We start from the raw sequence: 13,136 nt of genomic DNA on the forward strand, positions 1-13,136 counted from the left end.
ACCATGAAATTCTATTACAAAGGCCAGCTGGTGCGCACCAGCAAGACGCACACCTACAACTGGGCGATCCTCGAAGAGAAGGACGACGGCACCTTGAAGGTCTACGGCTGCCGGGCTGAACGGGCAGCGGCTGACACCGAACTGACGCAGGTCATTCGCAGGGGACACCCCTATGCGAGGGTCGTCCCTCTGGACACCGAGCCGAACCCTCCGGCGCTGACCTTCGACCAGTTCATGGCTCTGGCCCGCGAGAACTACGGTAAGGGCGGCGACGGCTACGTCGAGTGCTGGGACGACCGCACCTTCGCCTATTTTGTGAAGGAGTTCGGGCCGATCACGAGGGCCAGCGCGCTGGATGCTTTTGCGCAGGCGCTGGATCAGGAGAACGAAGAGCGGGCAATCCGCAATGCTGCTGCGAAAGGAGAATAGTGATCATGAAGAAGCTGAACATCACTTATGACACCGCGGAGATCGAGAATGGCGAGAAGATCGTCGGTGAGACCTGTTACACCGTCAAGATGCAGGACGCGTTGGCAGAGCAGCTGCTCCGCGACCCCGGCTCCTGCGGGGCTATCGATATGGCCCACCTCGAGTTTCTGCTCCAGAGCGTGGAGATCCTGCAGGGCCGGAGATTTGTAGACGGTAGCATCAAGCATTACGAATTGGTGAAGGAGGGCTAATCTATGAAGAAGGTCAACTGGAAGGTGTACAACGAGGCGCTGGGCGCGCTTCAGGCGCAGTTCACCAAGTGGGACGGCATTCGGATTTTCGACCGTAACTTTGCCCAGCAGGGCGCACCGGTTCGGCTGGGTGTCCAGTGGGCCTCCCTCGGCCTCAAGAGCCCGGAGGAGGCTGCCGAGTATGCAAACCGGGTCCTCGACGCTGCCATGGCGGCAGAGAACTTCGTGTACAACGGCTATGTGGTGGACTATGATGGAGGTGATCAGTGATGCGGGGATTCCGAACGGAAATGTGCGTGGACAGCCAGCTTTGGCACGAGGATAGCCTCGAGCTGAACGGCTCGGAGATTCGGTGGCAGGCCAAGGTCTGCGAGAAGCACAGCGAGTTTGGTATCGACGGCGGCAGGATCCTGAAGCTCTGGGTCAGTCAACTGCCGCCGGGCGATGTGCGTTACTGGCAGGAGGTTGCTTATTATGACCGTGGGTGGTGTACCCGACCGCTCACCCCGGAAGCGAAAGCCGCAGTTGAATATGTTGTTGATATGTTCCGGTGAATTGACCCAACAAGAAAAGCCCTGAAGGTGCATTCCTTCAGGGCTTTTGCTTTGCTTATTTGTCAGCCGATCTTTTCAACTTCGCCAGTTTCCTTGTCCACAAAATACTCGGCCAGAACGGTGCCGCTACCCAGAGTATTTGCGTCATGCTCCTCTTTGGGGACGTAGTCCTGCACGGTTACATCCAGTTGCCCGCCCATGTTCATGATCTTCGTGGTGGTGTTGTAGTTGAAGTTCACAATAAAGTGGATCTCGCTGTCGTCGGTGAAATACTGCTTGTAGTAGTCCAGCGCATACTCGCTCATGTCGATGTTCTCTGCAATCAGCGAAATACGCCAGTTGCCGGTGTTATCGTTGCGCACCTTGCTTACCGAGAACTTGATGCCGTCCAAAGGCGAAGCCTCGGTGTTGACTGCGCTCTCCGGTGCAGCACTGGTGCTTTCCGGCTCGGCGCTGACGCTCTCGCTCACGGAACTGGCCGGCGCGCTGGATGCTGCGCTACTGGCGGTGCTGGAAGAGCTGCCGCCGCAGGCGGTCAAGCCGAGTGCGAGGGCGAGCAGCACAATGCCCGCCCGGATTCGATTCTTGATCTTCATAGTGTGAAACCTCCTTTATTCTGGCCTGAATTATAGCACGGCCTTTTCAAGAAGTCCAGCACACTCATTTTCGTGCCTGCGCGGCTGCGCTGGCCGCTTCGCTGCGGCCAAAGCCGGGCACGCTCTCCCGCAGCTGGTACTGCTGCAGCCCGGTCTGACTGAGGAAGTCTTTCATCTTTGCACGAGAGGCCGCCAGCTTTGCCGCTGCGGCCTTTTCGGCATCCTTCTGGCCGCTTTCCTTCGCCACAAGAAACGCCCGCTTGTCGGCCCTGATCTGCCGCTCCTGGGCGCGCTGCATCTGGGTGGCCTTGTACCGGTCAATATCCTTACCGTTGTAGGTTACGGTAGCCGCATTGATCGCAGCCAGCCGTTCGGGGGTGTAGCTGCGAACACTTGCGCCCTCCCAGTACATTGCCCAGTTATGGGCACAGTTGGCCCCCATGAAGCCGCGCACGTCGCCGTAGCCGATATCGTCCAGCGAGAGATAGCCGTGCCGGCCGCTGCGGCTGACGATCTGGCCCTGCCACCAGCTGTGGTTGGTCAGGTCCTGCCCGCCGTCGCCGGTGCGGGCACCCACGTGGGCATCCAGCTCCATCAGATCGCATTCCAGTGCGTCTGCGTTGTGGCGGGTGATCTCTCCGGCAGTCTGGTTGATGCCGGTGCGGGTAGCTCGCAGCACCACTACGTCCAGCGTGTCCACGTGGCCGCTGGGGTAGGTGATAGCCCCCACACCTTTTGCTGCTAAAGCATTCAGCGCTCGCCGTGCTGCATCGTCGGAGCTGAACGCGCCGCTGGCGGCATCCATGTGGGCCATGTCCAGATAATACGCCAGCTGCCGCTGAGTGGTCTCCACCATGTTCTGGTTGCCCATCACAGCGCGGCTCTGGGTCAGGTTGTACAGGGTGTTCATGGTGCGCCGGTAGCCGCTTTCCAGCAGCTGCTGCGCTTCCTCACTCTCGCCCAGAGGGGCCAGAGCGCGGCCTGCTGCGGCTGCATCCAGCACGTCCTTGGTGTATGCCTGTTTTATTGCCTGGGCAAACACAGCGGCTTCCTGGGGCCCCAGCTCCTGCACAATGGCCTGCATCTGCCGCAGAAGGTATGCCCGGCTCGCGCCCAGCGCTTGCGCCCGGAAGCTCTGCCACTCCGCTGTGGAGGTGATCTTGCCTGCCTTGACGATCCGGCGCACCATGTCCCGCAGGATACGTTCGTTCAGCTCGTCCCACGGGGCCGCCATAAGCCCAGCGTAGCCGTTAACTTCGTCCGGGGTCAGCATGGCGTTACCCGGTGGTAGCGGCCGCCCTCCACCGTGACCTCAAAGCCCAGCAGCCGGACGACGCGCAGAGCTTCGTAGTATTTCTCCCACAGCGCAGGGCTGCGCAGGATGCGCGCGTTCGCCATCAGCCAGTCCAGCCGTTCCGCGGTCTGCTTCATCCGGGCGAATTTCGTTTTAGCCGTCGCCATTGTCGATCACTCCCTTCAGGATGTCATTGGCCCCAGCCTCCTGCTGGATGGCCTGCACTGCCCGTGTAGCAGTCTCTTCGTCCTCGCCAAAGAAGTGCATCCGGTACTCGGTCTTGCTACGCAGGCCCATGCTGACCTCCTGCTGCCACTGGGCCATCTCGGACAGGCGGTCAAGGATGATGCTGTCGTCCCACTTGAAGGAGATGTTCAGTTTGCCTTTGCCGGGTGCGCCGGGGATGTGATCTGCCCAGTAGTCCAGCGCATCGATCAGGCCGCGCAGAGCGTCCTCCAGTGCTGCCTGAAGGTCGGAGACCGTGGAGTACAGCTTCTGCTTGCTGTTGACGATCTCGGTGGCGGTCTTTTCCACGTCTGCCACCTGAGACAGCACACCGAAGCTCAGGCCCGCGTGGCTTTCCACATTGCGCAGATACTGGTTCAGACCGGATAGGTAGCTGCCGTCACGCAGGGCAGGGGAAAACACCTGATAAAACGGGGTGCTGTCGGTGATACCGGTGTTGACATCGATGCCGTGAAACAGCCGTTCTCTGTGGTGCGGTGCCGTGCTGTCGATGGCTTCCGGCGGCACGCCGTATTCCCTAAGCGCCTGTGCTTTGGACAACTGCTGCCCGGTGGCGCTGGGCTTAAGAAATTTCTCATCCGTGTCTACCGCCAGCTCTCCGCCCTCGTACTCCCAGTCCAGCCGTGTGTACTGTTCGTCGGCATCGATGATCTGCTTGCGGGCGGGTTCAAACATAGCCGCGCCCAGCTCACTGTCCGGATCGACGCTGTTGACGATGGGTGTCACAAAGTAACCCACCGGGAGCTTTTCCAGCCCGGTCAGGTAGGCCACCGGCTGGATGTCGTCCCACTCCGGGCGGATGCTCAGATCCTCCGGGCTGCCGAGGCTGTCCTGTGTTGCGCTGCGGAAGGCCAGGTTGACTACTTTGGTGCAGGGGAACTGTGTGGGCGCTGCAAGGTCGTAATCTTCCAGCTGCGCCAGCTCTTCATCCCGCAGATCTGCGCGGCTTTCCAGCACGTGCATCCACTCCATGCGGTGGTAGTAGTTATCGTCATCCTGAATGCTGTCGATGAACACGCCCTCGGTCAGGCTGCCCTCTACGTCGTTGGCCACGGGGAAGTACCGGGCCGCGTTGCAGAAGGAAATACCCAGTTTTTTGCCGCTCTGGTAGGGCTTCCAGATGCCGCTGCCAAGGGCCAGCGCCACCGTGAAGATGCGCCGTCTGCGGGGCGTGAGCACCCGCTGCAGCCGGGCGTTGATCCAGTCGGCACGGTCGCTGCCCTCCACCGTGGCTTCCAGCTCCAGCGTGGTCAGCCGTGCCAGCTCTGCGCAGATCAGCGCGGGCAGGTCGAGGGTCAGGGTTTCCGGATTCTTGTCCATCGGCAGGCCATTGATGGCTGCATCGTACCAGTCCTCAATGGCCCGCTGCATCCGGTTGGTGACAAGGGTCTTGCAGCCGATGATGTTCTCAATGTCGGCGTGGTTTATCATGCGTTCTGTACACCTCTCTTTTGCCAGACGTCCTCAAGGGCGTATCTGGTCATGTCGATGCTGTGGTTTGCCGCATCGACAAAGCCCGGCATCACTTCGCCGGTCTTTTTGTCAATGGCATATTCGTATTCAGAAAACTCCCGCGCCGTCCATGGGCAGCGCTGGGGGTCAATGACGATCTTTGCGCGGCTCTGCAGCCACTTCATGCCGTCGGTGACGGATGTGCCGCCGTGGGCAGCGTACTTCCGGCAGCCGCGCAGGCGGCTGAACCCCAGATCCCGCAGTGTAGCGATCGACCGGTTGGCCGCGCTGTCCGCGATGATCTCATCGTGCAGGTGCCTCTTGAGCACCTCGGCCAGCTGGGCATCGGTCTCTTTCTGGGCCCGGTGCTCCTCGTAGATGTAGACGGTCTGCCGGGCGTGGTCGTAGCTCATGCCGCCGAAATGGTTCGGGTCGGGGTACCAGCCGAAGTCCAGACCGTAATAGCGGCGGTCAAACCCGGCGATCTCCTCGCTGGTGATGGGCCGCAGCTCCAGATTCTCAAACACGGCGGTGCCGCAGCCCACCACCTCGCCCAGATACTCGTGGGCGTAGGCCACCGGGTCACGCTGCTTCAGGGTCTCAGCGTCATCGAAGAAGCGGGGGCCCAGCCATTCGGGCGGGGTGGTCAGGTAGGTGGTGTGATGCCGGAACTGCTTCGGTTTTGCCTCCCGCTTGTACCGGTTGACCCAATGCCGCGCCATGGCGGGGGAGTTGAAGGTCTTGAAGGAAAAGCTGAAGGGGCCGCCACGGAACACCGACTGTTCCACGTTTCGTATCTCTTCGGGACCGTCGTACTGGTCGAACTCTTCAAAGTGCATCACGCCGAAGTAGCCAAACGGTACGGCGATGGATTTCAGCTTGCCGGGGTCGTCCAGACCATAGAACTGGATGGTCTGCCCGGTGGGGATATAGGTCAGGGTATAGGGCTTCTTGGTCTGCTTCCACAAATGCCGGATGCCCATGCGGTCGATGACGCGGTTGTACTCCGGCCAAACGCTGGTGGCGAGGGTGTTGCCAATCTTGCGCAGCACCACGGCATGGATGTTCGGCACCCGCATCACCAGCAGCACCACCTCGGTGGCGGCAAACGTCGATTTGAGAGAGCCGCGCCCTCCGTCGCCCAGATACTCGTTGTACTCACCCGACCAGATGGCGGTGTGGGCGGCGTAGTATTCAGGGATGATCAGGCTGCTTAGTTTCAGTTGCTGCTTCAGCAGGTTTGGGGGCTGCCGTCTTTGGTATGTCATCCACAAACACCACCTTTCCGTCGTAACCTCTCAGCTCCGGGTGCTCACTCCAATGCTCCGGATCTCGGTTTTTCAAAAAGAAGCACATCGCGCCCAGATCGCCGCTCTGGGCCTTTTTGAACAGGGCGTTCTCCACGCTGGCTAGCGCCGCCTCCGCGCCTACGCTGAGGGCCTGCTTGATGCGCGGGTCCTGCGTGCACCAGCGCCGGAAAGTGCGCACCGGCACGCCGATCTGCTCGCAGATCTCCGCCTGCGTCAGACCGTGCATCGCCAGCCGCTGCAATCGCAGCAGCCCACTGGGGCTGTTCCACTTGCTGATTTGGGATTCTCGTGCCAAGGTTTCACCTCCGTATGAGAAAACGGCACGCACCGGCTCTGCTTCCAGAGCCCTGCGGGCGGAGGATGACCCGTGTGCGTGCCGTTTTGGCTATGAAAAATGCCGGGGCGGGAAAGGAGTAAAAACCTGCCCCGGCGGGGAATGGTTATTTCAGGCGGACGGCCTTTTCACCGGTGAAGTCCTCCCAGCGCTGGACGATCACGTCCACATAGCGCGGGTCATACTCCATGGTGTAGCACTTCCGGCTCAGCTGCTCGCAGGCGATCAGCGTAGAACCGCTGCCGCCGAACAGGTCCAGCACGGTCTGGCCGGGCAGGGAGCTGTTCTTGATGAGCCTGCCGCACAGCACCACCGGCTTCATGGTGGGGTGCTCCGCGTTGCGGGGCGGCTTGTCGCAGCGGATCACGCTGCTGGGCTTCTCCGTCAGCAGCGCCTGCGCCTTGATGGCCCAGTCCAGCAGCTGATCCTTCTTCATGTGCCGCAGATCGTCCGGCTTTGCATCGTCGATGACGGTGGTCTGGCTGCGGTCGTTGATGAAGTAGTGGTTCGCGCCGGGCTTCCAGCCGTACAGGCAGGGCTCGTGCTGCCACTGGTAGTCGCTGTGGCCGAGAACAAGACTGTTCTTGACCCAGACCAGACACCCGTGTAAACCCCAGCCTGCCTCCCGGAACATGGCCCGGAACGCCTCACCCTCCGTGTCTGCGTGGAAAATGTACGCGCTGGCACCGGTGCGGCAGGCATCGAAGGCCCGGCTGTATGCCTGAAGCAGGAACTGCCGGAACTGGCTCTCCGCCATGTTGTCGTTCTCGATCTTCTTGCCGTTCGAGCCCTGATAATTCACGTTATAGGGCGGGTCAGTGAGCAGCAGATCGGCCAGCTGGCCGTCCATCAGCCGCTCCACGTCCTGCGGGCTGGTGCTGTCGCCGCACATGACCCGGTGGTCGCCCAGCAGCCAGATGTCACCCCGCTGGGTGATGGGCTGCTCCGGGGGCTCTGCGGTGAAGTCGTCCTCCTTGACCTCCTCGTCGATCTTGATCTGGAGGTTCAGGCCGAAGTCGGTCATGTCGTAGTCGATGCCGGTCAGCTCCTGCACCAGAAGCTGCAGGTCCCACTCGGCAACTTCGCCGGTGGAGTTGTCTGCGATGCGCAGGGCCTTGACCTTTTCCGGGTCGAGCTCTGCCGCAACGATGACCGGCACTTCCTGCAGCTTGAGCCTCCGGGCGGCCTTGTACCGGGTGTGCCCGGCGATGATCACGCCGTCCCTGTCCACGATGATGGGGGACTGGAACCCGAACTCTTTGATGCTGTTGGCCACGGCTTTTGCGGCCTCGTCGTTGCGCCGGGGGTTATTGTCATAGGGGCGGATTTCGTCCAGCCGTTTGTACTCGATTTGGTGTTTCACGCTCTCCATGCAATCCCTCCGGGCAATAAAATAGGCTCTCTGGCAATTGTACCAGAGAGCCTAGGGTAAAAACGTTATGACTTACTTTTTGGCTTTCGCCTTGGCGGTCTTGGGCTTGGCCTTTGCGGCCTTATCCAGCTTGGCGTAGGGGTCTTTCCAGCCGGGGTAGGGCTTCGGCCAGTCACCAACGTGGATGTGCCAGCAATCCACCGCATATTTGCGTGCATCCCTGCCGCATTTCTGGCCGGCCGGGCTGTTTTCAACCTGAGAGATCAAAGCTTCATTCCAATTGCGTTCTGCCATATTCTACTCCTTACCAGTTCGGGGTGTACCCGTCTGCATTTGCGATTGTTTTGCTGCTCATGGTGAGTACGCTACGGTCGAGTGTTACGACGTACTGGCGCGCGGACCGTTGCGTGCTGTTGCCCCAGTAGTTATCAAGAATAACATTTTTGCCTCTGGCTGCCGCGAGGATAGGGTACATCGTCTCAGGACTACCGCCATAGCTACCACGCTTTGCTATCGCAAGAGCGTTGTATAACTTGGGTTTTCTGCGACGAAGCTGCTGGAAATCCTGTTTGAGCTGATAGGTGGTTATCGGTCTAGCCTTTCCGTTGAGAAATGCCTTGACCTGATACTGCCCATATCCGCCAGACCCTCCGGCATCACTCTGCGCCCAGTAAGTGCCTGCGCCGTGCACACCCTGCGAATAGTAGGCTTGTTTGCCGGACAAGAGCTGCTGGTTCATCTTTTTGCCTACTGCTGCCCGGCTGGCGTTGTCAGCATGATACATGGATTCCTCACCGGCTTTTTGGCGGGCCTTTTCATAGGCCGCTTCACTAAGGACGGTTGGCTTGTTTGCGTCCCATCCGACCAGTGACATATAGCGCTGCACAAACGTGTCATTCTGCGTGCCGTCTTTAGCGATAGGCAGGTTGTCGATTGCCCTGACGGTATCTGCGGCATCCTGATCACTCATCTGCATCAGGGCCGCCGGGTTGCCCTTGATCTGTGCCAGCAGCTGCTGTTCACGGGTCTGGGATGCTGCCGGTGCCGCTGCTTTCGCTGCACCTCCTGCACCACCGCCTCCACCCATGCCGTGGCTGCCGCCCATACTTCCACCTCTGCCGCCCATGTGAATCCTCCCTTGACCGTGAATTTCTCGGTCAAGGGTAACATGAAAAGCGGGGGCAAAACGTTACGAATTACTTTTTCTTGGGTTTCGCCTTGGTGGTTTTCTTCTTGCTGGCGGGCTTCTCCATACCCAGATTAGGGAAGGGGTAGGGGGAAGCCGGAGTGTCGAGGGGCCGGAATTTCTGCTCTGCCGCTTCGATCTCTTTCCGCTTCTTTGCGGAAACCTTTGCTTTTGCCATAGTGAGATACCTCCAGATTGATTTTACCACACTTCGATTTCCAGTTCAATCACGCGCTTGCCGGAACCGTAAGTGCGGGACGGGCCGGTGCGAGTAGAACGGACACCGGTGATCTTGTGATGGGTGCCAACGGCAAGAACGGCCTCCGACTGACTGGGCTGGATGAATGCCGCCCGGGTGCTCTTGGCGGTGTGATACCGGATCAGCACCTCACGGTTGCCGGAAACGGAGCCGCCCTGCCCATGCTTGCCTGCACTGCGGCTGCCGCCGGGCTGCGGCCAGAAGGGGTTGTCACGGCTGTCGTAGGCGGTGGATTCCAGGCAGTCGTTCGTCCAGGTCTTACCCACCAGCGCCTTGCGCAGCTGGCTGTCGCTCATGCTCTGGTAGTTGTTGACCTTCAGGCGCTTCAGGAAGTCGTCGTGGTCGGCGCGGTACAGGGTGGTCTCCTGCCCGATGGGCTTTGCCAGCCTGTCCACTGCGTCCATCATGGCCTGCTGCCGTGCGGTCAATGGCAGCTTATTGGCGGCTGCCCAGTTGGCGTTCTGGCTCAGGGCCTTGCCGTTGCTCTGCATGACCGGGTTGATGTAGTCGGTCACGCCTGCGGCCAGCGCCGGGTCGCGCATCATCTGCCGCTGCGCGGCGCTCTCCATCGCGGAGACCTGCTGCGGGGTCAGGTGGCCGAAGCCATTTGCGCCGATGGGTGGGCCTGCCTGCTGGGGCGCTACCGGTGCTGCCGGTAGCGCCTGAACTGCCGGTGCTGCTTGAATCGTGGGCATCGCCTGTGCGGCTGCTGCGGGCGCTCCTGCGCCGCCTCCCATGCCCTGGGAACCTCTCATGCTGCTGCCTCTGCCGCCCATCACTGCGCCTCCTCTCTGGCCCTTACGCGGGTCGCCATGTTGTGCGGGAATGCCTGCCACGGGATGCTGTGCTCCCGCAGCAGTGCTGCCATTGCAGGCGGCGTTTTACCGTAGACCAGAATCTCGGATGGCTCGGTCTGTCGGATCAGCTCTTTCAGCCCTTCCATCAGACCATCGGATGCGTCCTTGTGGACGAGGCAGCCCACCGTGCTCACTGCCAACGCGCCGCCTTTGCTGATGCCGTCGAAGCACCAGTGGAAGCTGTCCTCATCCGACCAGCTTGCTGCCGGAATGGCGCAGACCCCGTTGTGCTGCAGCCATGCGGTGAGCAGTTGGTTCCGGTAGTGGTTCCAGTGCTGGATGGGCGCGGGGAAGTCGGTGTAAAGCGAGAAGTCCGGGCCGAGCACCAGCGGGCACTTTGCCAGTGCATCGAGGTACCGCTGCGGCTGCCGCCAGAAGCGCTCAAACTGGTAATCGTCGAGGAAGAAGTGCACGCCTGCGCTCTCCGGGTGCTTACAGGTCAGCAGTTCGTTGAAGCCGATCAGGTGATCGACCCCAAAGGGCAGCGGCAGGGCCTTGGTGACGGGGTTGCCCGCCGGGGTCAGCTCGAGGCCGTCCAGCAGAAACCAGTTCACCAGCTGGCCCGTCCTCATCCGCTCGTTAGAAAAACCCATGCTCCACCCTCCTGTGTGTTATCCAGAAGAGCATAGCATGGGTTTCTTAGTGAAAACGTTATGACTTGCGCACAGCCGCCGCTGCGGGCCTCCGTGGCGGGTTTTTGTGAATCGGGCGGGAACTTTACCGCCTGCGCTGCTGCGGCGCTCACGGCGGCGTTCTGCGGCTCATGCGCGTTGCAGCTCCTGCCACACCCAGACCCGCAGGGTCTCGGGGGAAATGCCGCCGCCGTAGAGCAGCGCTGCCTTGCGCCAGCTGACCTTGCCCGGACCCAGAAATACGATCTCGAAGGCCCGGCGGGTCAGCGGGTCCTCGATGGTGTTGATAAAGCCGCGACGCTCTGCGCGGGAAAGCCTGCGGAATGCTCGGGTGCTCACTTGTTGTCTCCCTTCTTCGCTGCCTGAATGTGGGTCTTTACCGCCTGCATCAGGCTGTTCTGGTCGGTGTCCTTGCGGTTCAGCGCCTTGACCACCATCTCGTCCGCACCGCCCTTGACGATCAGCCGGTGGACGATGACACTCTGGGTCTGGCCCTGACGGTAGAGCCGTGCTTCGCCCTGGGCGTAAAGCTCCAGACTCCACGGCAGGCTGTACCAGATCAGGTGATGCCCGCCCTGCTGCAGGTTCAGGCCGTAGGCGCAGCTGGCGGGCTGGGCCAGCAGAACATCCAGCTTTCCCGCGTTCCAGTCTGCGGCATCCTGCCCGGAGCGCAGCACGGCAAATCTGAGGCCCTTGTGGCGGGCTTTCAGGGCTTCGGTGAGCTGCTCCTCGTCGAAGCGGAAACCGTAAAACACGAGGGCTTTCTGGCCGTCCAGCGCGTCGATCAGTTCATCGAAAGCATCCAGCTTGCACCGGTGAATCTGGTGCACCGTGCCGCCCTCGTCGTAGATGCTGCCGTTGCACAGCTGCAGGAGCTTGCCGGTTAGGGCTGCCGCCTGCTGGGCGGTGATGGTCTCGCCGTCCACATCCAGCAGGTAGTCCTTCTCCAGCTTCTTGTAGGCTGCCTTGGCGGGTTTGTCCAGCACCACCGGGATATCGTCGATGATCTTCTCCGGCAGGGTCAGGTGGTCGGCGGCTTTGAAGCTCAAGACGATGTCCCTGATGCGGCTCTCCACCGCTTCGGCGGCACCGTCCTTCGGTTCGTAGCTGTACTCGGTGGGCCAGAAGTAGTCCTTGCGGTAGTGGGTGATGTACCGGCCCAGCCGCTCGCCCTGATCCAGCAGGTAGATTTGCGCCCAGAGGTCCAGCAGGCTGTTGGGCCGGGGCGTGCCGGTCAGCTCCACCACCTTGTGGATTCTGGGGCGCACGGCTTTCAGGGCTTTGAACCGCTGGGCGGCGTGGTTCTTAAAGCTGGACGCTTCGTCCAGAACCACCATGTCAAAGTTCCAGCTCCGGCCCAGCGTGTGTACCAGCCAGGGGACGTTCTCGCGGTTGATGATGTAAATATCTGCCGGGGTTTCCAGAGCTGCCTTGCGCTGCTTCTCGGTGCCCAGCACGGTGGAGATGCGCAGGTGCTGCAGGTGCCCCCACTTGGCGGCTTCGTCCTGCCACGTCGCTTCTGCGACCTTCTTCGGGGCTACGATCAGCACCCGGCTGATCTCCAGTCGGTCGTAGATCAGCTGATCGATGGCGGTCAGGGTGACCACCGTCTTGCCCAGACCCATTTCCATCCAGAGCGCCACGCCGGGCTTCTCGAGGATCGCTTCGATGCCCGCCTGCTGATATGGGTGCGGGTGAAATTGCTGCATTGCTTTGACCTCCGTTTCTTTTAGGGCAGTGTGTCAGTCGGCATCGTCTTGCGCGATCTGAATGAAGCTCCTGGTGCTCAGGAAGTCCACCAGGTGTTGGGCGTCCCCTGCGGTGCTGATTTCATAGCAGGGGAACCCGAAGCTCAGAATCTTCATCCTCCACCACTCCTGCAATCCCCCCGCCTTGACCTTTGCACCGGGGCGCTTGAGTTCTACAAAGGCAATGATGCCGCCGGGGAAGAGGATCATCCGGTCCGGCACACCCCTGTGTCCGGGGCAGGTCCATTTCAGGCACACCCCGCCCTCGTCCTCCACGGCCTTGCGCAGGATGTTCTCGATACTTTTCTCAAGTGGCTTATTTGTCGGCATTGTAGTTTCTCCTTTTGCTCATTTGTCCGTGCATACCTGTAACAAAACATACCGAAGCTCCTTATATCCCTACGCGTGTAAGCGTGTACGTGCGGGCGCTTTACGCGCACGTCTTATTTCTCCTCTTTTTTCTTCTTCTAGGGTAAAAGATTGTATGTTGAGTTTGTTTTGACCGAAAAAGCTGCATAAACACTCACTTTTTCATGCATACAACTTTCAAAAAGCGTGTATGTCGGCTTTGTATGCACCGTATGCTGGTTTTCTTGAATCCCTCGCGTTTACAAAA

The 13,136-nt window shown here is 60.5% G+C and carries 19 protein-coding genes; 4 read left to right on the forward strand and 15 right to left on the reverse strand.

Annotation, left to right across the window (positions count from 1 at the left end):
* Positions 1 to 3: 3 nt before the first annotated feature.
* The 4 genes from ACGHP1_RS07080 to ACGHP1_RS07095 are packed head-to-tail and all read left to right on the forward strand — an operon-like array spanning position 4 to position 1,234.
* The gene (locus ACGHP1_RS07080; protein WP_390508664.1) at positions 4 to 429 is read left to right on the forward strand and encodes a hypothetical protein; all 426 of its coding nucleotides are present in this window, start codon (positions 4 to 6) and stop codon (positions 427 to 429) included.
* Positions 430 to 434: 5 nt separating this feature from the next.
* Entirely contained in the window at positions 435 to 680 is a 246-nt protein-coding gene (locus ACGHP1_RS07085; RefSeq protein WP_390508666.1) for a hypothetical protein, read from the forward strand.
* Positions 681 to 683: 3 nt separating this feature from the next.
* A complete protein-coding gene (locus tag ACGHP1_RS07090; RefSeq protein ID WP_390508667.1) occupies positions 684 to 950 on the forward strand; it encodes a hypothetical protein in 267 nt (88 codons plus the stop codon).
* Entirely contained in the window at positions 950 to 1,234 is a 285-nt protein-coding gene (locus ACGHP1_RS07095) for a hypothetical protein (RefSeq protein WP_390508670.1), read from the forward strand. Before ACGHP1_RS07090 ends, ACGHP1_RS07095 begins: the two co-directional genes overlap by 1 nt.
* Positions 1,235 to 1,296: 62 nt before the next feature.
* Here the strand turns inward: ACGHP1_RS07095 and ACGHP1_RS07100 are convergent, their stop codons facing one another.
* The 15 genes from ACGHP1_RS07100 to ACGHP1_RS07170 form a co-directional block, all read right to left on the reverse strand.
* Positions 1,297 to 1,830 carry a hypothetical protein gene (locus tag ACGHP1_RS07100; RefSeq protein ID WP_390508672.1) on the reverse strand — a complete coding sequence of 178 codons (534 nt, stop codon included), beginning with the start codon at positions 1,828 to 1,830 and terminating at the stop codon, positions 1,297 to 1,299.
* 64 nt (positions 1,831 to 1,894) lie between these two features.
* Positions 1,895 to 3,103, reverse strand: a complete 1,209-nt coding sequence (locus ACGHP1_RS07105; protein WP_390508674.1) for a phage minor capsid protein — start codon at positions 3,101 to 3,103, stop codon at positions 1,895 to 1,897.
* Complete coding sequence (locus ACGHP1_RS07110; RefSeq protein ID WP_390508676.1) at positions 3,097 to 3,291, reverse strand: hypothetical protein; 195 nt, start codon at positions 3,289 to 3,291, stop codon at positions 3,097 to 3,099. The genes ACGHP1_RS07105 and ACGHP1_RS07110 overlap by 7 nt, the downstream gene beginning before the upstream one ends.
* Entirely contained in the window at positions 3,278 to 4,801 is a 1,524-nt protein-coding gene (locus ACGHP1_RS07115; RefSeq protein ID WP_390508678.1) for a phage portal protein, read from the reverse strand. Before ACGHP1_RS07115 ends, ACGHP1_RS07110 begins: the two co-directional genes overlap by 14 nt.
* Complete coding sequence (locus ACGHP1_RS07120; RefSeq protein ID WP_390508681.1) at positions 4,798 to 6,090, reverse strand: PBSX family phage terminase large subunit; 1,293 nt, start codon at positions 6,088 to 6,090, stop codon at positions 4,798 to 4,800. The genes ACGHP1_RS07115 and ACGHP1_RS07120 overlap by 4 nt, the downstream gene beginning before the upstream one ends.
* Complete coding sequence (locus tag ACGHP1_RS07125) at positions 6,017 to 6,427, reverse strand: hypothetical protein (RefSeq protein WP_390508683.1); 411 nt, start codon at positions 6,425 to 6,427, stop codon at positions 6,017 to 6,019. The genes ACGHP1_RS07120 and ACGHP1_RS07125 overlap by 74 nt, the downstream gene beginning before the upstream one ends.
* 145 nt (positions 6,428 to 6,572) lie before the next feature.
* Positions 6,573 to 7,838, reverse strand: a complete 1,266-nt coding sequence (locus ACGHP1_RS07130) for a DNA modification methylase (RefSeq protein WP_390508685.1) — start codon at positions 7,836 to 7,838, stop codon at positions 6,573 to 6,575.
* Positions 7,839 to 7,910: 72 nt separating this feature from the next.
* Positions 7,911 to 8,132, reverse strand: coding sequence for a hypothetical protein (locus ACGHP1_RS07135; RefSeq protein ID WP_390508688.1), 222 nt, complete (start codon positions 8,130 to 8,132; stop codon positions 7,911 to 7,913).
* A gap of 10 nt (positions 8,133 to 8,142) precedes the next feature.
* Complete coding sequence (locus tag ACGHP1_RS07140; protein ID WP_390508690.1) at positions 8,143 to 8,964, reverse strand: hypothetical protein; 822 nt, start codon at positions 8,962 to 8,964, stop codon at positions 8,143 to 8,145.
* 70 nt (positions 8,965 to 9,034) lie between these two features.
* Entirely contained in the window at positions 9,035 to 9,202 is a 168-nt protein-coding gene (locus ACGHP1_RS07145; protein ID WP_390508693.1) for a hypothetical protein, read from the reverse strand.
* Positions 9,203 to 9,225: 23 nt separating this feature from the next.
* Positions 9,226 to 10,038: a hypothetical protein gene (locus tag ACGHP1_RS07150; RefSeq protein ID WP_390508695.1), complete on the reverse strand. Its 813-nt coding sequence runs from the start codon at positions 10,036 to 10,038 to the stop codon at positions 9,226 to 9,228.
* A gap of 20 nt (positions 10,039 to 10,058) precedes the next feature.
* The gene (locus tag ACGHP1_RS07155; RefSeq protein WP_390508697.1) at positions 10,059 to 10,733 is read right to left on the reverse strand and encodes a DUF4417 domain-containing protein; all 675 of its coding nucleotides are present in this window, start codon (positions 10,731 to 10,733) and stop codon (positions 10,059 to 10,061) included.
* A 168-nt stretch (positions 10,734 to 10,901) separates the two neighbouring features.
* Positions 10,902 to 11,111: a hypothetical protein gene (locus ACGHP1_RS07160; protein WP_337678985.1), complete on the reverse strand. Its 210-nt coding sequence runs from the start codon at positions 11,109 to 11,111 to the stop codon at positions 10,902 to 10,904.
* On the reverse strand, positions 11,108 to 12,481 hold the full coding sequence (locus ACGHP1_RS07165) for a DEAD/DEAH box helicase (RefSeq protein ID WP_390508699.1): 1,374 nt from the start codon (positions 12,479 to 12,481) through the stop codon (positions 11,108 to 11,110). The genes ACGHP1_RS07160 and ACGHP1_RS07165 overlap by 4 nt, the downstream gene beginning before the upstream one ends.
* Positions 12,482 to 12,514: 33 nt before the next feature.
* Positions 12,515 to 12,850 (reverse strand): VRR-NUC domain-containing protein, encoded by a 336-nt coding sequence (locus ACGHP1_RS07170; RefSeq protein ID WP_390508701.1) that lies wholly within the window; start codon positions 12,848 to 12,850, stop codon positions 12,515 to 12,517.
* Between the last annotated feature and the right edge of the window lie 286 nt (positions 12,851 to 13,136).

Origin of the sequence: Faecalibacterium sp. i21-0019-B1 (assembly GCF_042852915.1) — a bacterium.
GTDB classification, from domain to species: Bacteria; Bacillota; Clostridia; order Oscillospirales; family Ruminococcaceae; genus Faecalibacterium; species Faecalibacterium taiwanense.